Annotated in this window: 15 protein-coding genes and 3 rRNA genes; 14 read left to right on the forward strand and 4 right to left on the reverse strand. The window is 70.7% G+C overall.

The genetic code is table 11. The annotated features are described in order from the left end of the window. From ACEQ2X_RS06370 to ACEQ2X_RS06385, 4 genes are all read left to right on the forward strand, one after another. Positions 1 to 256, forward strand: a 16S ribosomal RNA gene (locus ACEQ2X_RS06370); the annotation flags it as partial. A gap of 345 nt (positions 257 to 601) precedes the next feature. Continuing rightward, positions 602 to 3,526: ribosomal RNA gene (locus tag ACEQ2X_RS06375) — 23S ribosomal RNA — on the forward strand. 55 nt (positions 3,527 to 3,581) lie between these two features. After that, positions 3,582 to 3,698 (forward strand): 5S ribosomal RNA (gene rrf / locus ACEQ2X_RS06380). A 70-nt stretch (positions 3,699 to 3,768) separates the two neighbouring features. Further along, positions 3,769 to 4,623 (forward strand): tetratricopeptide repeat protein, encoded by an 855-nt coding sequence (locus tag ACEQ2X_RS06385; protein ID WP_370324956.1) that lies wholly within the window; start codon positions 3,769 to 3,771, stop codon positions 4,621 to 4,623. A gap of 15 nt (positions 4,624 to 4,638) precedes the next feature. On the opposite strand, the gene ACEQ2X_RS06390 is transcribed toward ACEQ2X_RS06385, so the two are convergent. The 3 genes from ACEQ2X_RS06390 to ACEQ2X_RS06400 are packed head-to-tail and all read right to left on the reverse strand — an operon-like array spanning position 4,639 to position 8,172. Continuing rightward, the gene (locus ACEQ2X_RS06390; RefSeq protein ID WP_370324957.1) at positions 4,639 to 5,622 is read right to left on the reverse strand and encodes an MBL fold metallo-hydrolase; all 984 of its coding nucleotides are present in this window, start codon (positions 5,620 to 5,622) and stop codon (positions 4,639 to 4,641) included. 8 nt (positions 5,623 to 5,630) lie between these two features. Further along, positions 5,631 to 6,902, reverse strand: coding sequence for an AI-2E family transporter (locus ACEQ2X_RS06395; protein ID WP_370324958.1), 1,272 nt, complete (start codon positions 6,900 to 6,902; stop codon positions 5,631 to 5,633). Between the two features lie 43 nt (positions 6,903 to 6,945). Continuing rightward, positions 6,946 to 8,172, reverse strand: a complete 1,227-nt coding sequence (locus tag ACEQ2X_RS06400) for a DUF1015 family protein (protein ID WP_370324959.1) — start codon at positions 8,170 to 8,172, stop codon at positions 6,946 to 6,948. A 171-nt stretch (positions 8,173 to 8,343) separates the two neighbouring features. On the opposite strand from ACEQ2X_RS06400, the gene ACEQ2X_RS06405 reads away from it, so the two are divergent. The 7 genes from ACEQ2X_RS06405 (at position 8,344) to ACEQ2X_RS06435 (ending at position 15,514) form a co-directional block, all read left to right on the forward strand. Next, a complete protein-coding gene (locus ACEQ2X_RS06405) occupies positions 8,344 to 9,222 on the forward strand; it encodes a phasin family protein (RefSeq protein WP_370324960.1) in 879 nt (292 codons plus the stop codon). Between the two features lie 2 nt (positions 9,223 to 9,224). Further along, entirely contained in the window at positions 9,225 to 9,380 is a 156-nt protein-coding gene (locus tag ACEQ2X_RS06410) for a hypothetical protein (RefSeq protein WP_370324961.1), read from the forward strand. 10 nt (positions 9,381 to 9,390) lie between these two features. After that, positions 9,391 to 10,203, forward strand: a complete 813-nt coding sequence (locus ACEQ2X_RS06415) for a TlyA family RNA methyltransferase (RefSeq protein ID WP_370324962.1) — start codon at positions 9,391 to 9,393, stop codon at positions 10,201 to 10,203. A gap of 61 nt (positions 10,204 to 10,264) precedes the next feature. Further along, positions 10,265 to 10,906, forward strand: a complete 642-nt coding sequence (locus ACEQ2X_RS06420; protein ID WP_370324963.1) for a TetR/AcrR family transcriptional regulator — start codon at positions 10,265 to 10,267, stop codon at positions 10,904 to 10,906. Then, positions 10,903 to 12,615 (forward strand): DNA repair protein RecN, encoded by a 1,713-nt coding sequence (gene recN / locus ACEQ2X_RS06425; RefSeq protein WP_370324964.1) that lies wholly within the window; start codon positions 10,903 to 10,905, stop codon positions 12,613 to 12,615. The genes ACEQ2X_RS06420 and recN overlap by 4 nt, the downstream gene beginning before the upstream one ends. A gap of 332 nt (positions 12,616 to 12,947) precedes the next feature. Beyond that, complete coding sequence (locus ACEQ2X_RS06430; RefSeq protein WP_370324965.1) at positions 12,948 to 13,736, forward strand: hypothetical protein; 789 nt, start codon at positions 12,948 to 12,950, stop codon at positions 13,734 to 13,736. A gap of 137 nt (positions 13,737 to 13,873) precedes the next feature. Next, positions 13,874 to 15,514, forward strand: a complete 1,641-nt coding sequence (locus ACEQ2X_RS06435; protein ID WP_370324966.1) for a CTP synthase — start codon at positions 13,874 to 13,876, stop codon at positions 15,512 to 15,514. Here ACEQ2X_RS06435 and ACEQ2X_RS06440 read toward each other — a convergent pair. Then, positions 15,507 to 15,827, reverse strand: coding sequence for a PGPGW domain-containing protein (locus ACEQ2X_RS06440; protein ID WP_370324967.1), 321 nt, complete (start codon positions 15,825 to 15,827; stop codon positions 15,507 to 15,509). The two genes, ACEQ2X_RS06435 and ACEQ2X_RS06440, sit on opposite strands and share 8 nt — an antisense overlap. Before the next feature lie 125 nt (positions 15,828 to 15,952). Between ACEQ2X_RS06440 and ACEQ2X_RS06445 the strand changes: the two genes are divergently transcribed. Genes ACEQ2X_RS06445 through ACEQ2X_RS06455 form a run of 3 tightly spaced genes read left to right on the forward strand, consistent with a single transcriptional unit; the run spans position 15,953 to position 18,930 of the window. Further along, positions 15,953 to 16,576, forward strand: a complete 624-nt coding sequence (locus tag ACEQ2X_RS06445) for an NUDIX domain-containing protein (RefSeq protein WP_370324968.1) — start codon at positions 15,953 to 15,955, stop codon at positions 16,574 to 16,576. Between the two features lie 52 nt (positions 16,577 to 16,628). Beyond that, on the forward strand, positions 16,629 to 17,573 hold the full coding sequence (gene xerD / locus ACEQ2X_RS06450) for a site-specific tyrosine recombinase XerD (RefSeq protein ID WP_370324969.1): 945 nt from the start codon (positions 16,629 to 16,631) through the stop codon (positions 17,571 to 17,573). A gap of 40 nt (positions 17,574 to 17,613) precedes the next feature. Next, positions 17,614 to 18,930, forward strand: coding sequence for a thymidine phosphorylase (locus tag ACEQ2X_RS06455; RefSeq protein WP_370324970.1), 1,317 nt, complete (start codon positions 17,614 to 17,616; stop codon positions 18,928 to 18,930). The last annotated feature ends 28 nt before the right edge of the window (positions 18,931 to 18,958 follow it).

The following is an 18,958-nucleotide window of genomic DNA, read 5'->3' on the forward strand; positions in this document are numbered from 1 at the left end:
AAGCCGGTCTCAGTTCGGATTGGGGTCTGCAACTCGACCCCATGAAGTCGGAGTCGCTAGTAATCGCAGATCAGCAACGCTGCGGTGAATACGTTCCCGGGCCTTGTACACACCGCCCGTCACGTCATGAAAGTCGGTAACACCCGAAGTCAGTGGCCCAACCGCAAGGAGGGAGCTGCCGAAGGTGGGATCGGCGATTGGGACGAAGTCGTAACAAGGTAGCCGTACCGGAAGGTGCGGCTGGATCACCTCCTTTCTAAGGAGCGAGGGACGCCATCAGATGCACGGCTCAACAAGGAGCCGCGCACGTACAGCGCGTCCGAGCTTCTGTGGATCACTGACTACTCACCCCCACCGCACCACGTGCACCCCGGGGGGACCGCGACCGCCAAGGTGGTCGCTCGGTCATGACCGGGGCCTGTCACGTCGGGACGGAGGAGTGGGCACACTGTGTAGCTTTGAAGGTTGCGGTCAAGCTCCTTCTCAGCCGTCGACGACGAACTCCCCGTTCGCGGGTCCGTGAGGACCACGAGCAGGAAAGCGTCCAGTAGACGGCGAACCGCGTTCTTTGAGAACTCCATAGCGAGCGCGAGCATCGTCTCGGCAAGTTAGTAAGGGCACCCGGTGGATGCCTAGGCGCTAGAAGCCGATGAAGGCCGTTGCAGGCTGCGATAAGCCGCGGGGAGCTGCCAAGCAAGCTTCGATCCGCGGATGGCCGAATAGGACAACCTGGCGAGGGTCATGCCTCGTCATCCCTGCCTGAACACATAGGGCAGTGGAAGGGAACCCGGTGAAGTGAAACATCTCAGTAACCGGAGGAAGAGAAAACAACAGTGATGCCCCGAGTAGTGGCGAGCGAAAGGGGTACAGCCCAAACCTACATGGTGTCAAGGTGACAGCCGTTGCCATGTAGGGGTAGAGGGACCTGGCAGATCACACTGTCATGTGATCAGGGTCGATGCGTGCGGATAACCGAAGAGTTCAGGAAAGTTCTCCCACAGAGGGTAACAGGCCCGTAGGTGAAATCTGCATGCAGCCCGTCAGTCATCCCAAGTAGCGCGGGACCCGTGAAATCCCGTGTGAATCCGTGGGGACCACCCCATAAGGCTAAACACTCTCTAGCGACCGATAGCGAACCAGTACCGTGAGGGAAAGGTGAAAAGTACCCCGGGAGGGGAGTGAAATAGTACCTGAAACCGCGTGCCTACAAGCAGTTGGAGCCCTTCGGGGTGACAGCGTGCCTTTTGAAGAATGAGCCGGCGAGTTAGCGATCAGTTGCGAGGTTAACCGGACGACGGGAAGCCGAAGCGAAAGCGAGTCTGAACAGGGCGTCGAGTAGCTGGTCCTAGACCCGAAGCGGTGTGATCTATCCATGGCCAGGCTGAAGCGCGGGTAAGACCGCGTGGAGGGCCGAACCCACCTAGGTTGAAAACTGGGGGGATGAGCTGTGGATAGGGGTGAAAGGCCAATCAAACACCGTGATAGCTGGTTCTCCCCGAAATGCATTTAGGTGCAGCGTCGCGTGTTCCGTATTGGAGGTAGAGCACTGATTGGTCGCGGGGGCCTACAAGCTTACCAACATCAGTCAAACTCCGAATGCCAGTACGCCACAGCGCGGCAGTGAGTCTGCGGGGGATAAGCTCCGTAGTCGAGAGGGAAACAACCCAGATCGCCAGCTAAGGTCCCTAAATTCAGGCTAAGTGGTAAAGGATGTGGGACGTCATAGACAACCAGGAGGTTGGCTTAGAAGCAGCCACCCTTGAAAGAGTGCGTAATAGCTCACTGGTCAAGAAGTCCTGCGCCGACAATGTAACGGGGCTAAGCCTGATACCGAAGCTGCGGCATCTTATAGATGGGTAGGGGAGCGTTGAGTCTGCTGAGAAGCGGAAGGGTGACCGACCGTGGAGCGTTCTCAAGTGCGAATGCCGGCATGAGTAACGAAAGAGGGGGGAGGAACCCCTCCGCCGAATGTCCAAGGGTTCCTGGGGAAGGTTCATCCGCCCAGGGTAAGTCGGGACCTAAGGCGAGGCCGAGAGGCGTAGTCGATGGGCAACAGGTTGATATTCCTGTACCAGCTTATGACCGTTTGAACGATGGTGTGACGCAGGAGGTTATCGCATCCGGGCCGATGGTAGTGCCCGGGTAAGTGCGTAGGCTGCAGACCAGGCAAATCCGGGCTGCACAAGGCTGAAACACGACGCCGACCCGGAAAGGGGAAGTGCGAAATACCATGCTGCCAAGAAAAGCATCTAGTGAGGTCACAGGCTGCCCGTACCCCAAACCAACTCAGGTGGACAGGTAGAGAATACCGAGGCGATCGAGAGAACTCTAGTGAAGGAACTCGGCAAAATGGCCCCGTAACTTCGGGAGAAGGGGTGCCTGCGAGAGCAGGCCGCAGTGACTAGGCTCAAGCGACTGTTTACTAAAAACACAGGTGCATGCTAAGCCGTAAGGCGACGTATATGTACTGACGCCTGCCCGGTGCTGGAACGTTACGAGGAGAGGTTAGCTTCGGCGAAGCCTTGAATCTAAGCGCCAGTAAACGGCGGCCGTAACTATAACGGTCCTAAGGTAGCGAAATTCCTTGTCGGGTAAGTTCCGACCTGCACGAATGGCGTAACGACTTGAGCACTGTCTCCACTAGAGACTCGGTGAAATTGCAATACGAGTAAAGATGCTCGTTTCGCGCAGCAGGACGGAAAGACCCCGGGACCTTTACTGCAACTTGATGTTGGAGTTCGGTGCTATCTGTGCAGGATAGGTGGGAGGCTTTGAAGCGGGCACGCTAGTGCTCGTGGAGCCGACCTTGGAATACCACCCTGGTAGCATTGGGCTTCTAACCTCGATCCATCATCTGGATCAGGGACATCGTCTGGTGGGCAGTTTAACTGGGGCGGTTGCCTCCTAAACAGTAACGGAGGCGCTCAAAGGTTCCCTCAGGCCGGTCGGTAATCGGCCTTCGAGTGTAAGGGCACAAGGGAGCTTTACTGCGAGACTGACAGGTCAAGCAGTTGCGAAAGCAGGACCTAGTGATCCGCCATCTTCAAGTGGGAGAGATGGCGCTCAACGGCTAAAAGGTACCCCGGGGATAACAGGCTTATCTTTCCCAAGAGTCCATATCGACGGAAAGGTTTGGCACCTCGATGTCGGCTCGTCGCATCCTGGGGCTGGAGCAGGTCCCAAGGGTTGGGCTGTTCGCCCATTAAAGCGGCACGCGAGCTGGGTTTAGAACGTCGTGAGACAGTTCGGTCCCTATCCGCTGCGCGCGTAAGAAACTTGAGAAGAGCTGCCCCTAGTACGAGAGGACCGGGGTGGACGCACCTCTAGTGTGCCGGTTGTCCTGCCAAGGGCATGGCCGGTTGGCTACGTGCGGAAGGGATAAGCGCTGAAAGCATCTAAGCGCGAAGCCTGCTTCAAGATGAGGTTTCTCTTAGGCTCCCAGTAGACGACTGGGTTGATAGGCCGGATGTGGAAGGGCAGTAATGTCTGCAGCTGACCGGTACTAATTAGCCGATCACTTGTCGTGATGCTCGCGCTCGCTATGTCGTTCATCAGAGAACGCAAACAAGAACTCCATAGAGTTCCGTGGTCATTGCGGAGGGGGTACACCCGGTCACATTCCGAACCCGGAAGTTAAGCCCTCCAGCGCCGATGGTACTGCGCGGGAGACTGCGTGGGAGAGTAGGACGTCGCGGACCACCACAAACAGCCGCTCTACCTTCGTGTAGAGCGGCTGTTGTTGTTTTCGACCTCGAAGGCGGTTGCGCCATGCCCCACACGCCCAAGCCGGACCGCGCCGGTCGCGGCGGCCGCGGTCCCTCAGGCGGCCGTGACCGAGATCCGCGGCGGGACGCGCCCGCCCGGCGCGAGCCGCCGGCGCGGCGGAGCCTGTCGGGCAAGGCCCCACCCCCTCGCACGCCGGGGGGCGGGCAGAAGCGCCGCGTCCCCAAGCCGACGCTGCCGACCGAGCGGCCCCAGCTCCCCGGCGGGGTGTACCGCGACATCCGGCGGACCACCCGGCAGGACGAGGTCGACGACGTCGCCGCGGCGGTCGGGGCCGCGGGCGAGGCCATCGAGGACGGCGACCTCGATCGCGCGGTGGAGCTGCTGGCGTGGGCCAGCAGCCGGGCGCCGCGGAGCACGTCGATCCGGGAGGGGCTCGGCGTCGCCTACTACCTGTCCGGGCAGTTCGAGGAGGCCCAGCGCGAGCTGCTCGCGTACCGGCGCATGTCGGGGCGGGCGGACCAGAACCACCTGCTCGCCGACTCAGCGCGCGCGGTCGGCAGGACCGACCGGGTGCTCGAGCTGGTCGATGAGATGCTGGCCGCCCACCAGGCCGGCAAGGTGCCGGTCGACCGCGTCGTCGAGGCGGTGATCGTCCAGGCGGCGATCCGCGCCGACGGGGGCGATTACGAGGGCGCGCTCGCGACCCTCGACCGTGCGCCGCTGCCGGCCGAGCTCGGCACCCCCCACGGGCGCACCTGGTACGCCGCCGGCGACATCGCCGAGCGGATGGGGGACACCCAGCGCGCACGGGAGTACTTCGATGCCGTCCTCACCGTCGAGGAGGACTTCCTCGACGCGGCCGAACGCCTCGCCGCGCTCGGCGGCTCGGAGGAGTAGGGGCGCGGACGGGGGCTAGGCCTCCGGCTCGACGCGTCCCTGGTCGCGCAGGTCGAAGTAGCGGGTCAACCCCATCGCGTTGGACCGGATGCCGCTCAGGAGCTCCACCCGTCCCTCCGCGTCGGGGTCGCCGGGCACGGCCTGCACCTCGTCGGCGAAGCGGCGGCCGAGCGTCTCCACCACGTGGTCGAGGTCGGCGTCCTCCGACCAGGCCCGGTCGGCGACCCGAACCCACTCCGCGAGGCGATCGCTCGCCTCGACGAGCGCCTCGTGCGGAGGGTCGACGGGCCCGTAGTGGGCGAGGTGCACGCGTGCGGGCCCGAGGTCGCGGTAGCGCTGGAGGGTGCGCTCGGCCAGGACGAAGTCGAAGTCCGGTGGAGGGGTCGCCGGACGGATGACGTCCATGCCCGGCATCTTGACCCCGACCGAGTCGCCCACGAAGAGGTCGCCGGAGTCCGGGTCGAACACGCCGATGTGGTGCTTGGCGTGGCCGGGCGCGGCGAACAGCTCGAGGCGGCGACCACCGCCCAGGTCCAGCTCGAGGTCGGCGTCGACCCCGAGGAGCCGGTCGGCGTCGATCGGCGTGCACGCCCCGTACACGGTGTCGAACAGGTCGCCGTACACCCGGCGGGAGCTCGCGTTCAACCGCTCGGGATCGACCATGTGCCGCACGCCGATGTCGCTGCACACGATCGTCGCGTTCGGGAACGCGGCGGCGATGTCGCCGGCCCCGCCGGCGTGGTCGAGGTGGATGTGGCTGAGCACCAGGTAGGCGAGGTCGTCGGGGTCCATCCCCAGCTCGCGCAAGCCCGCGATGACCGACTCGATCGAGATCGCCGGCCCGCACTCGACCAGGGTCGGCCGCGGCGCCGTCAGCAGGTACCCGGCGGTGACCTTCGTCATCCCGGCGGTCAGCGTGTCGAGTGCGATGACGCCGCCGTCCAGGTCCTCGGCGGGGGAGGGGCGGACGTCGTGCGGGTGGTCGTCTGCGGTGGGCATCCGGGGGGTCACCTCTGCAGGTCGGGGGTGCGTGGGTCGCGGGCGGGGTGGTCGTCGTCCGCGTGGAGCTGGTCGGAGATCTCGCTGAGCTCGTCGATCAGCGCGTGCCGCTGCATGTAGGTCGACGAGACGGCCTGGATGATCGCGGTCGCAGGCAGGGCGAGCAGCGCCCCGACGGCGCCGAGGAGGGTGGCGCCGATGATCACGCTGACGAACGCCACGGCGGGGTGGATGTCCATCGTCGCCGCCTGCAGGCGGGGGGCGATCAGGTAGTTCTCGATCTGCTGGTAGACGGCCAGGAAGATCAGCACCCAGATCGCGAGGATCGGGTCGTGGATCAGGGCCACGATGACGATGAGGACCCCGCCGAGGTAGGTCCCGACGACGGGGACGAACGCCCCGGTCACCCCCACCCAGAGGCCGAGGGGGAGGGGGTAGGGGACGCCGATGACCAGCAGGAAGACGGCCGTCACGGTCGCGGCCACGGCGGCGATCAGCACCCGTGAGTAGATGTACCCGCCGGTCTTGGCCACGGCGATCTCCCAGATCGCCAGCATCTCGCGCTGCCGGTGCGGGGGGAGGGGGCGAGCCAGCGCGGCGCGGAACCGCGGCCCGTCCGCCACCATGTAGAACGACACCAGCAGCACCGTGAGGCCCTGGAAGATCACCCCCAGGGCCGTGGCGCCGATGCCGACGACGCTCCCCGCGGCGCCCAGCACGTTGCCGGTCGCGAACTGGGCGATCCCGCCGCTGCTCAGCTCGCGGCCGATGCGGATGAGCTCCTGGTTCAGGTTCGCGTCCGGGTCGAGCTGGAGGTCCACGTAGGGGATCCGGCTGAGGAGGGAGTTCAGCTCGTCCACCGACCGCGGGATGGTCCGCAGCAGGTCGCTGACCTGGTCGACCAGCAGCGGGATGATCGAGCCGAAGCTCGCCACCAGCGCGAGGATCGCACCGAGGAACACGACGGCGGTCGCGGGACCCCGGCGCCAGCCGTGCCGTCCCAGCCACTGGACGGCCGGCTCGACGGCGAAGGCGATGAACAGCGACACGAGCAGCATCACCAGCACCGACCGCAACGACCGGATGACGATCACCGTGGCGTAGGTCAGCACCAGCACGACGATGAGACCGACGAGCTGGGCGGGGCTGGGCAGCGCGCTCTCGGGCCACCGGCCGAACCGATCGCTGGCCCGACGGCCGCGTGCGGCACGGCCCGTCGGGACCGCCCGGCCGGGCGTCGGCCGACCGGTGGTCTCGGGTGCGGGCGTCTCGTCGCTCATCCGGCGCGCAACGTACCGCAGCGGGTCGGGCGCCAGTCCCGGATCACGCCTGCGCGTCGAGGGCGCGCATGACGAGCCCCGCGCGCGGCTTCGGGCGGAACCACGTGGTCTTGGCGGGCATCCGCAACCCGGACGCCGCGACGTCCAGCACCTGCTGCGCGGTGGGGGGCGCCAGCAGCAGGAGCGTCGCGGCGGAGGACCGCGCGACCTCGTCCGCCGCCTCCCCGGCGTCGAACACCGCTCGCGCGGCTGTCTCGGGTGCGATCAGGGGCAGGACGTGGGTCGCCGCGACCTGTGCGTCGAGCTGCTGGAGGCTGGGCTGGTCCGGCGCCGCACTCGTGCGCAGGCGTCGCGGGTCGTCGGCACGCAGCACCCACCGGCCATCGGGCGTCACCACCCCGAAGGCGACGCCGGGCATCTCGCCGATCGCCCGCTCGAGCTCGACCACCCCGTCCCGCCAGGCGAGCGCACGGAAGCCCGGGATCCGCGGCGTGCCGTCGGGTCCGGTGGGCGGCGTGCCGGGCACCAGGCGGTGGACGGCGCGGAGCTCCGGACCGTGGGCCCGGGCGTCGACGAGCCACACGGTCACGCGTCCCCACCGGGCGCCGGCCTCTGCGGCCAGCTGCCGGGCCGCGGCGACGCGGTGGTGGCCGTCGGCGAGCACCGCGGTGACGTCGGCGTGCGCGGCCGTGATCGACGACACGAGGGCCGGCTCGTCGATCCGCCACAGCCGGTGGTCGACGTTCGCCTCGTCGGTGAACGCCGCGACCGGGGGGCGCCCTGCCGTGGTCGCGCCCAGGTCCGGCACGCCGGGGGCCATGTGGAGGGCGACGACGGGCGTCAGGTCGACCGGCACCTGCCGCATGCGCTCGGCGCGCAGCGCCGTCCGGGCGTCGTCGACGTGCTCGTGGAGCAGCAGGCGTCCCCGCTCGATCTCGGTGAGGTCGACGGCCCCGACGATGCCGCGCTGCACGGTCGGGACCCCGCGGCGCAGCTCGTGCTCCTCGTAGAGGTAGAGCGCGGGCTGCGCGTCCTCGACCAGCACGCCGGTGCGGCGCCAGCGGGCGAGGGTCGCCCGCGCGGCCTGGAACCCGCCGGGTCCGCCGTCGGCCTCACCCGCCTGGAGCTCGAGCACCGTGTAGGGGTTCGCGGTCCGGTGCTGGAGGTACTGCAGGGGGTCGAACGCGTCGTAGGGCGGCGCCGAGGTCTCCTCCGGCGGGCCAGCGACCGCCGAGTCGTACCGCAGCGCGCGGAAGGGGAGGAGCCGCACGTCAGGCGTCCCACGGCTGCCGCGCGCCGGGGGGCCCCCGACGGACGGTCAGCCGTTCGCACGCCATCAGGGCGTTATCCTGCACCCCACAGCCCACGTCGGCAGCAGTCGACCGTCCGCGAGCGAACCGGAGTCGAACCAGTGGAACCCGCTTGGAGGAAGTACCTCGACATGGCCAGCGGCCTGGCCGAGGTGCCGCGACGCAAGGCAGAGGATGCGGTCAAGGCCCTGGTCTCGAGGGGCGAGATCGCGGCCAACGCCAGCGAGAACATGGTCGAGGCGCTGATCGGGCAGGTCGACCGCAACCGCAAGGCGATCCAGGAGATCGTGTCGAAGGAGGTCGAGCGCGCCCTCGCCGGCGTCGACGTCGTGCGCACCAGCGCGATCGAGGCGCTGGAGAGCCGCATCAGCCTGCTCGAGCGCCTCCGCGGCGGGGACGACGAGGGGTCGGAGGACGCGCCCGCCCCGGTCAAGAAGGCCACCGCGAAGAATGCCACCAAGAAGGCGACGAAGCGGTCCGCGGCGAAGAAGACTGCGGCGAAGAAGGCCACCAAGAAGGCGGCGACGAAGAAGGCGACCAAGAAGGCCAGCACGCGGTCGGTCACCGCCACCGCCGCCGCGGCGACCGCCGAGTCGGCGTCATCTGCTGCGCCGCCCGCCGCCGCGAGCGGCAGCGCCGACACCGCGTCCACGGCGAAGTCCACGGCTGCCAAGACCACCGCCGCCGCGGCCAAGAAGTCGACGGCGGCCAAGAAGTCGACGGGCGCGAAGAAGGCGACGGCGAAGACGGCGTCATCCGCGAAGTCGACCGCTGCCAAGACGACCGCCGCGGCTGCGAAGAAGACCAGCACGGCGAAGAAGACCAGCACGGCGAAGAAGACGAGCACGGCGAAGAAGGCCAGCACGGCCAAGAAGACGAGCACGGCCAAGAAGGCCAGCCCCGCCAAGAAGACGGCCATGCCGCCGTCGTCGAGCGGGCAGGGCTCGAGCGCCTCGTCGGACTCCGGCGCCGGGGCCTCCGGCTCCCCTGACCGCGGCGACGAGAGCTGACCGTGCACGGCACCGATCCGCTCGAGGACGTCCGGTCCGCGGTCAGCGACCTCCACGCGAGGCCGGTGGCCGAGCACGTGGAGGCGCTCGGACGGTCCCTCGACGTCATCGTCCGCGAGCTCGACGAGCTGGCGCGCAGCATCCCGCCCGCCCGGTAGCCGGCGCGACGTGGCCGGACGGCGAGCCCGCCTCGACGCGGAGGTCGTCCGCCGGGGCCTCGCACCCTCGCGGAGCGCCGCCCAGGCGATGATCGCCGCCGGTGAGGTGCGCGTCGGCGGCGTGCCCGCACCCAAGCCCGCCACCCAGATCACCCCCGACGACCCGGTGGAGGTGGTCAGCACCGGCCCCCGCTACGCCAGCCGAGGCGGGCTCAAGCTGGCCGGGGCCCTCGACGCCCTCGACGTGGACCCCGCCGGTCGGGTCGCCCTCGACGCCGGGGCTGCCCACGGCGGGTTCACCGACGTCCTCCTCCGCCGCGGCGCGGCGCACGTCGTCGCCGTCGACGTCGCGTACGGGCAGCTCGCGTGGGCCCTCCGCACCGACGAGCGCGTCACCCTGCTCGAGCGCACCAACGTGCGGGAGCTCACGGCGGCGGACCTGGCCGGCCGCAGCCCCTCCGTGGTCGTCGCCGACCTGTCCTTCATCTCGCTGCAGAAGGTCCTCCCGGCCCTGGTGCGCGCCGCCGCCCCCGATGCCGACCTGCTGCCCATGGTGAAGCCCCAGTTCGAGGCCGGCCCGGCGCGGGTCGGCAAGGGGGGCGTGGTCCGAGACCCCCAGGTCTGGTCCGACGCGATGGCCGGCGTCGTCGCCGTCGCCGCCGACCTGGGCCTCGACCTGGTCGGGGCGGTGCCGTCACCGGCGCCCGGGCCCGCGGGCAACGTGGAGTTCTTCCTCCACCTGCGCCGCGGTCGGGCCGCTGCCGACGCGGAGGCCGTCATCGCCGGAGCGGTCGCCGCCGGCCGCCGACTGCGGGACGGCTGACGCGCCTGTGCACCACCACCCGCACCACGTCAGCCCCCCTGCGTAGATTGGGGGACGCGACATGAGACGTTCCCGAGTGACCGCCGGCGTCACGCTCCCGCGTGAGCCCAAGCAGGAGCGCAGCCGCCGGAAGCAGACCGCCCTCATGGCGTCGGCCGAGCGGCTCTTCGCCGAGCCCGGCTTCGAGCACGTGACCGCTGACGACATCGCCGCCGACGCGGGGTTCGGGACCGGCACCTTCTACAACTACTTCACGAACAAGACCCAGGCGTTCCTGATGGTCGCCGGCCGCCACGAGACGGCGATCGCGCCCACGCTCGAGACGATCAGCGCCGAGCTGACCGCCGGCAGCGACATCGCCTCGGTCGCGGAGCAGATCGTCGGGTCCGTCATCAGCGATCGACGTCGCGTCCCGTGGCTCCGACGCACCTGGTTGCGGCTGGCCCTGACCGATCCCGAGGTGGCGGAGGTCCAGCGGCGCATCGACGTCGAGTGGGATGCCGCGCTCACCGAGCTCGTCGACACCCTGCGCGACTCCCCGGACGTGGCCGACCTCGACCTGCCCTCCCCGGCGATCGCCACGACCCTACGGGTGCTCGTCGACGCCCTGGCCGACGAGGTCGTGCTCGTCGGCAGCATCCGCCCGGACGACGCGGCCCGGACCGTCGCGGCGCTCCTCGACGGGCTCGTCCAGGACCGGTGAGCGTGGTGCCGACCACGGCGGACCGACCGCCGCCGGTGCTGACCGACCTCGAGATCGCCGGGCTCGGGATCATCGACGAGATCGCTCTCTCCCTCGCCCCCGGCCTCAACGTCCTGACGGGCGAGACCGGCGCGGGCAAGACCATGGTGGTCACCGGCCTGCAGTGGCTGCTCGGCGCCCGGGCGGACAGGGACAAGGTCCGCGCGGGCGAGCGGGCCGCCGTGGTCCAGGCCCGCTTCGACGGCGTCCCGCGGTCCGCGGGCGACTGGGTCGATCCCGAGGACGGCGAGCTGCTCGTCACCCGTGAGGTCGGCGCCCGCGGCGACGACGCCACCGCGGCCGGCCGCTCCCGCGCCCGCATCGCCGGTCGGCTCGCCCCCGTGGCGACCCTGTCGGAGGTCCTCGAACCGGTGGTCGAGATCCACTCCCAGCACGAATCGGTCCGGCTGGCGGATCCGTCCCTCCAACGCCGGCTCCTCGACCGGTTCGGCGGGACGGCGGTCGCGACCGCCCGCGCGGCGTACGACGCGGCGTACGCCGCCTGGCGCGAGGCCGTCCGGGTCCTCGACCAGGCCGAGCGGTCGTCGCGTGACGACGCCAGCATGGCCGACCACCTGCGGGCCGAGGTCGACGAGATCGCTGCGGTCGACCCCGCGGAGGGGGAGGAGGACGCCCTCGACGCCGAGATCGGCCGCCTCGAGCACGCGGAGTCGCTCCGCCGGGCGGCGGTCGTCGCGACCGCTGCGCTGACCGGTGACGACGGGGCACGCGACGCGCTCGGCGCCGCCGTGGCCGCCGTCCGCGACGTCGTCGACCACGACCCGCAGCTCGCCGAGCCGCTCGCACGGCTCGAGGGGGCCCTGGCCGAGGCGCAGGACGTCGCGTTCGAGCTCGACGCCTACGCCGAGGGGCTCGACGCGGACCCCGAGTCCCTGGACCGCGCGCTCGGACGCCGCGCCGCCATCGGTGGGCTGTTGCGCAAGTACGGCCCCACGACCGGTGACGTCATCGCCCACCTGGCCCAGGCCTCGGACCGGTTGGCCCTGGTCGACGGCGGCGACGAGCGCCTCGCCCGCCTGCGCGCGGAGGCGGAGGCGGGCGAGGAGGCGGTCACCGGTGCCGGCGCGGCCCTGACCGCGGCGCGCCGCACCGCCGCGGCGGCGCTGGCGCGGATCGTGGACGGGCACCTGGCCGAGCTGTCCATGCCGGACGCGAGGACCACGATCGCCGTCGAGGACGCGTCGCCGGGTCCCGACGGCGCCGATCGTGTGGAGTTCCTCCTGGCGGCGAACCGGGGCCAGCCGCCGCTGGCGCTCGGGCGGGCGGCCAGCGGCGGTGAGCGCAGCCGCGTCGCCCTGGCTGTCAAGGTCGCCCTGGCCGACGCCGACGACACGCCCGTCATGGTGTTCGACGAGGTCGACGCCGGCATCGGCGGCGAGACGGCGCTCGCGGTCGGGCGGAAGCTGGCCCGCCTGGCCGAGGGCCGCCAGGTCCTGTGCGTGACCCACCTGGCGCAGCTCGCCGCCTTCGCCGACGCGCACTTCGTGGTGACGAAGGCCGCCCAGGGCGACACCACCGTGACGCGGGTGGACCGCCTGTCCGACGAGGACCGGGCCGTCGAGCTGTCCCGCATGCTGTCCGGCGCCACCGAGAGCGACGCCGCGCTCTCCCACGCCCGCGAGCTGCTGGCCAGCGCGGCGCGGGGCTGAACCCCCAGAACCCCTGCACGTCCAGGGGCCTGGACCTGTCCGGCCGTCCGGGGTGGCCTGGGACAGCGCAGCGGTGCGCGTTGGTACCGTTCTCCCGTCCTGAGCAGGCGTGACCGGATGGCGTATCTCGTGCACGCCCGGTCACGCACGTCCCTCGAGGAACGTTGACCTCCACCACAGACTTCAGCACGCTGGGTCGCCTCGGCACGTCCGACGGCGCGTCTCCCCGTCGTCGCCGACGTCGTCCCACCCCGCGCCCGACGCCCCGTCCGACGTCCGGGCCCGCGCGGACGCGGCGCCGCCGCCGTCGGCTGCCCGGCGCGGTCGAGGTGGTGGGCCTGCCACGTCTCATCGGCGCCGCCGCCGCGGTGGTCATCGTCCTGCTGTGGATCCTCGGTGCCGTCGTCGGCGGCCAGACGTCGGCGATGTCCGCGGTCACCCTGTCGACCCCGGAGGTCGACCCGGTCCTCGAAGCCGAGCTCGCAGCCGGTCAGCAGATGGTCGACACCGGCAGCCTCGCCCTGGTGCCCGGCGGGGGGTCGGCCGCCAGCCTGATCGAGGCCCCACCGGCCTTCGCCGCGGTCCAGGACGTCGCGCTGCACCTGCCGGCGCAGGGCGCCGGGGGGATCGTGTTCAGGGAGGCCGACATCGCGGCGGCCCTGCCCCTCGCGCCCGTCGGGACGATGACCGAGAACGCGAACCCCGCCGGGTACACCGCCGATCGGGCACTGTCTGGCCCCGCGGAGTACACCGTCGACGAGCCGATCTCCGGCGTCCGCCCCGCCACCGGCATGGCAGCGGTCCTCGCCGCTCCCGGCACGGCGTTGCGCGCCCCCGTCCAGGGCACCGTCGCGTCCGTCACGAGCTACGAGACCGCGCAGGGCACCCAGGCGTGGCGCCTCGTCCTCCAGCCCCGCGACCGCAGCGACCTCCACGTCGTCGTCCGCGGCATCGAGACGCCCTTCGTCTCCGCCGGGGACGAGGTGACCGTCGGGCGCACCGAGCTCGGCCTCCTCCGCGCCCAGGCCAGCATCGAGGGGCCGGCGAACCCGTTGTCGCTGCCGGCGGCGCTGGTCCACGTCCAGCCCGCGGTCGGCGTCGACGCCGGCGCCCCCAGCTGATCCGGCCCGTCGGACGGTGGGGGGTCGTGTCCCCGCCGCGGACCGGCTGCTACGTTGGCCCAGGCCGCACACGCCAGAGGCCCACCCGATCAGATCAGCGCGTCCCAGCGGTCGCGCACGGTCAACGAGGAGGCCCCATGGCAAAGCACATCCTGGTCACCGGGGGTGTGTCGTCCTCGCTCGGCAAGGGGATCACCGCGGCCTCGCTCGGACGCCTGCTGACGGCCAGGGGCCTGCGGGTGACCATGCAGAAGCTGGACCCCTACGTGAACGTGGACCCCGGGACCATGAACCCGTTCCAGCACGGCGAGGTCTTCGTCACCCACGACGGCGGTGAGACCGACCTCGACCTCGGCCACTACGAGCGGTTCATCGACGTCCAGCTCCCCCGCGAGGCGAGCGTGTCGACCGGCCAGATCTACTCGACGGTGATCGCCAAGGAGCGCAAGGGCGACTACATGGGTGAGACCGTCCAGGTCGTCCCCCACATCACCAACGAGATCAAGAAGCGGATCCTCGAGGCGGCCACCGACGACATCGACGTCGTCATCAGCGAGGTCGGCGGCACGGTCGGCGACATCGAGGGCCTGCCGTTCCTCGAGGCGATCCGCCAGATCCGCTACGACGTCGGCCGCGAGAACATCTGCTACGTGCACTGCGCGCTGGTCCCCTTCATCGGACCGACCAAGGAGCTGAAGACCAAGCCCGCCCAGCACTCGGTCCGCGAGCTGCGGTCGATCGGGATCCAGCCGGACGCGCTGGTCTGCCGCGCCGACCGGCCGATCCCGCTCGAGCTCAAGCGCAAGATCGCGATGATGTCCGACATCGACCTCGAGGGCGTCGTCAGCTGCCACGACGCCCACTCGATCTACGCGGTGCCCCAGGTGCTGGCGGAGGAGGGGTTGGACCGCTTCGTCGTCAACCGCCTGCGCCTCGACCCGGTCGTCGAGCCCGACATGGCCGAGTGGGACGCGATGGTCCGCCGCCTCGAGAACCCGCGCGAGACCGTGACCATCGCGCTGGTCGGCAAGTACGTGTCCCTCCCCGACGCCTACCTGTCGGTCGTCGAGTCCCTCGACCACGCCGGCATCCACCACGAGGTGTCGGTCGACATCAAGTGGGTCCAGTCCGACGACCTGGCCCGTCGAGGCGTCGCCGAGGAGCAGCTCAGCGACGTCGACGGCGTCCTCATCCCCGGCGGCTTCGGGGTCCGTGGCGTCGAGGGCAAGATCAACGCCGGCCGGTACGCCCGCGAGCGGCTCATGCCGTACCTCGGCATCTGCCTCGGCCTGCAGACCGCGGTCATCGAGTTCGCCCGCAACGTGTTGAACCTGCCGGAGGCCCACTCCGCGGAGTTCGACCCCGACACCCCCGATCCGGTGATCGACCTGATGGCCGACCAGCGCGACGTGACCGACCTGGGCGGCACCATGCGGCTCGGGGTCTACCCGTGCCGGCTGGTCCCCGGGACCCGGGGGGCGGAGGCCTACGACGAGCCGTTCGTCTACGAGCGGCACCGCCACCGCTACGAGGTGTCGAACCGCTACCGGTCGCGCCTCGAGAGCGCCGGGATGCGGATCTCCGGCATGTCGCCCGACGAGCGCCTCGTGGAGATGGTCGAGCTGGCCGACCACCCGTGGTTCGTCGCGACCCAGGCCCACCCGGAATTCAAGTCGCGCCCGAACCGCCCGCATCCCCTCTTCCGGGACTTCGTCGGCGCCGCGCTGGAGCGGCGGCTGGCACGCCAGGGGCGTCTGCCCCAGCACGCCCTCAGCTGAGACCCGTCCCCCGCGGGGTGCCGTCGCCGGCGCGCCGGTCACGACGCTGCTGGACCTTCGAGCGCGCCTGCGCGTACGCCGCCTTCGACCGGCGTCGGGCCGCGTCCCGCGCGCGGGCGGCCCAGTCGTACTCCGTGCCGAGGATGGCGAGGCCGGCGATGATCCCGACCAGGCCGGGTCCGGGCGTCAGGATCATGACGATGCCGGCGGCCAGCACGACCGCGCCCACGACGGTGACGACCGTGCGGCGCAGCGCGAGCCCGACCCACCGGCTGAGGGTTCGCTGCCCGCGGTGGGGGTCGGGGTGGGTCATGAGGAGATCATGGCTCCCTGGTGAGGCCGGGAACAGGCCGATCGGCCAACATCGGGGACAACTCCGGGGATCACCCTAGGCTTCCCGATCACGGCAGACGACGGCGTGGAGGAGACGTTCGCACCATGTCAGACGGCACCTGGTCAGACGACACGTCAGACGGCACCGGCCCCGCGAGCTCATCGGTGGGGCCCCTCCCCGACGGGTTCGACCTGGTGGGATCCGAGACCGTCTTCCGGTCGTCGTTCACGACCATCCGGCGCGACCGCATCCGCATGCCCGACGGCGACGTGACCGAGCGGGAGATCGCCGAGCACCTGTCGGCGGTGGGCGCGGTGCCCCTCGACGCCGATGACCGGGTCGTCCTGGTGCGCCAGTACCGCCACGCCTTCGGACGCCACTACCTCGAGATCCCCGCGGGGAAGCTCGACGTCGACGGGGAGGACCCGGCGGCCGCGATGCGCCGTGAGCTGGCCGAGGAGGTCGAGCTTGCGGCCGCGGACCTCGAGACCCTGGTCACCTTCACCAACTCCGCCGGCTGGACGACCGAGCAGACGACGGTCTACCTGGCCACCGGCCTGTCCGCCGAGCCCCGTCCCGACGACTTCGACCTGACCCACGAGGAGGCGGACATGGAGGTGGTCCGCATCCCCCTCGACGAGGCGGTGGCCATGGTCCACGCCGGTGAGATCGTCGACTCGAAGACCGTGATCGGGCTGCTCGCCGTGGCCGACCGCCGACGTCGCTGACCCACCCCTCCCAGGCGACGGTTATGTCAACAGCTGCGCTACACTGCCGCCTGTGGCCCTTCCCCTCCACGCCGAGGCCTACCTCGACCACCTCGCGGTCGAGCGGGGCCTCAGCGACCACAGCCTCGCGGCCTACCGCCGCGACCTGAACCTGTACGGCACGTACCTCGAGGCCATCGGCCTGGCGTCCCCCGTCGATGCGGATGCCGAGCAGGTGGCGGCCTTCGCGGCGTGGCTGCGGGGGCAGCGGACCGCACGGGGACGCCCCTATGCGAAGTCGTCGATCGCGCGGACCCTCGTGGCCGTCCGCGGGTTGCACCGCCACCTGGTGCGCGACGGCGTCGTCGACGTCGACACCTCGACCGAGCTGGCCGCCCCGCGGCCGGGCCGCTCGCTACCTGACACGCTGAGCCAGGCCCAGGTCGACCAGCTGCTCCGCCAGGCGGAGGGGTCGACGCCGGCCCACCAGCGGGACACCGCGATGCTCGAGCTGCTGTACTCCGCCGGGCTGCGGATCTCCGAGCTCATCGGCCTCGACGTCGACGACGTCGACCTCATCGACCTGACCGTGCGCTGCGTCGGGAAGGGATCGCGGGAGCGGGTCGTCCCGCTCGGCCGCATGGCCGCCGGCGCGCTGCGCCGCTGGCTGTCCGACGGGCGACCGGCCCTCGAGCCCCGCGGCCCGATGCTGTTCTGCAACGCCCGCGGGGGCCGGCTGACCCGGCAGGGGGGGTGGAAGATCGTCAAGCGGCACGCGGACGCGGCCGGTCTCGGCGACGCGGTCAGCCCGCACACGCTGCGCCACTCCTTCGCGACCCACCTGGTCGAGGGGGGCGCCGACCTCCGCGTGGTCCAGGAGCTCCTCGGCCACGCGAGCGTCAACACCACCCAGGTGTACACCCACACGAGCCAGGCCCGGCTGCGGGCGTTGTACGACCAGGCGCACCCTCGGGCAGACTTCGATGTCGCACCCGCCGCCGGCCGGACCTCCGGTTGACCCGCGTCCGGGCGAACCCCGCACCACCCAGGAGGCACACGTGGCCCGAGGCCCGAACCCCGTCGAGCTGATCGAGCGCAAGCGCGACGGCGGCGCGCTCGAGCTGGACGAGTACCGCTGGTTCGTCACCGCCTACCTGGCCGGTGACGGCCGGGTCCAGGAGGGCCAGATGGCGGCCTTCCTGATGGCGGGGCTGCTCCGGGGGTTCTCCCGCGCAGAGGCGCTGAGCCTGACGACCGTCCTGCTCGAGTCCGGCGACCAGCTCGACCTGTCCGGCCTGCGGGGTCCGACGGTCGACAAGCACTCGACCGGCGGCGTGGGTGACGGCACGACGCTGGTGGTCGCCCCGGTCCTGGCCGCCGCCGGCGCGCAGGTCGTCAAGCTCAGCGGCCGCGGGCTCGGCCACACCGGTGGGACGCTCGACAAGCTCGAGTCCATCCCCGGCCTGACCGTCAGCCTCCCGCAGGAGCGGATCATGGCGATCGCTGAGGACGTCGGCTGCGTCGTCGCGGCCCAGACCGCCGACCTGGTGCCGGCCGACAAGGCGCTGTACGGGCTGCGGGACGTGACCGGCACCGTCCCGTCCGACGCGCTGGTGGCGTCGTCGGTGATGTCGAAGAAGCTCGCGAGCGGCGCGGGGACCATCGTCCTCGACGTGAAGGTGGGCGACGGGGCGTTCATGCAGACCCTCGAGGCGGCCCGGGGCCTCGCGGACCTGTGCACCCAGATCGGCGCCGACGCCGGCCGGCGGACGCGCGCGATCGTGTCGTCGATGGACACCCCGCTCGGCCGCGGGATCGGGAACGCGCTGGAGGTCGCCGAGGTCGTCGAGACCCTGCAGGTGCCCCCGTCCGGGCGGTTCGCCGACGTGTGCCTGACCCTCGCCTCGCTGGCGCTGTCCGAGGCCACCGGCAGCGACGTCGACGACGCCCGGGCGACGGTCACCCGGCTGTGGGAGGACGGGTCGGCCCTCGCGTCCCTCCAGGCGATGATCGCCGCGCAGGGTGGCGATCCGGCGGTGTGCGAGCGCCCGCGGGAGGTCCTGCCCGCCGCGCCGGTCGTCGTCGACGTGCCGGCCCCGGGGGAGGGGTGCGTCAGCCGCATCCCCGCCCGGGCCATCGGCCTGGTGTCCATGGGGCTCGGGGCCGGGCGCCAGCACTCCGGGGACGAGGTCGATCCGGCGGTCGGCGTCGACCTCCTGGTGGGGGAGGGGGACGACGTCGAGCCCGGGCAGCCCCTCGCCCGCGTCCACGCCCGGACCGACGCCGACGCCGACGCCGCCGTGGCCCGGCTGGGTGAGCTGATCGTGGTCGGTCCCGAGGGGCAGCCGGCACCGACGGTCCTCGAGGTGATCTAGGGCCGGCGCCTCGCCGGCGTGCGCGGTC

This window comes from Euzebya sp., from assembly GCF_964222135.1.
GTDB lineage: Bacteria > Actinomycetota > Nitriliruptoria > Euzebyales > Euzebyaceae > Euzebya.

Bases quoted from the DNA above. Each gene is read 5' to 3' on its own strand.
- ACEQ2X_RS06390 (WP_370324957.1), bottom strand. From the start codon at position 5,622: ATGCCCACCGCAGACGACCACCCGCACGACGTCCGCCCCTCCCCCGCC.
- ACEQ2X_RS06435 (WP_370324966.1), top strand. From the start codon at position 13,874: ATGGCAAAGCACATCCTGGTCACCGGGGGTGTGTCGTCCTCGCTCGGC.
- ACEQ2X_RS06385 (WP_370324956.1), top strand. From the start codon at position 3,769: ATGCCCCACACGCCCAAGCCGGACCGCGCCGGTCGCGGCGGCCGCGGT.
- ACEQ2X_RS06445 (WP_370324968.1), top strand. From the start codon at position 15,953: ATGTCAGACGGCACCTGGTCAGACGACACGTCAGACGGCACCGGCCCC.
- ACEQ2X_RS06440 (WP_370324967.1), bottom strand. From the start codon at position 15,827: ATGACCCACCCCGACCCCCACCGCGGGCAGCGAACCCTCAGCCGGTGG.
- ACEQ2X_RS06395 (WP_370324958.1), bottom strand. From the start codon at position 6,902: ATGAGCGACGAGACGCCCGCACCCGAGACCACCGGTCGGCCGACGCCC.
- ACEQ2X_RS06420 (WP_370324963.1), top strand. From the start codon at position 10,265: ATGAGACGTTCCCGAGTGACCGCCGGCGTCACGCTCCCGCGTGAGCCC.
- ACEQ2X_RS06405 (WP_370324960.1), top strand. From the start codon at position 8,344: ATGGCCAGCGGCCTGGCCGAGGTGCCGCGACGCAAGGCAGAGGATGCG.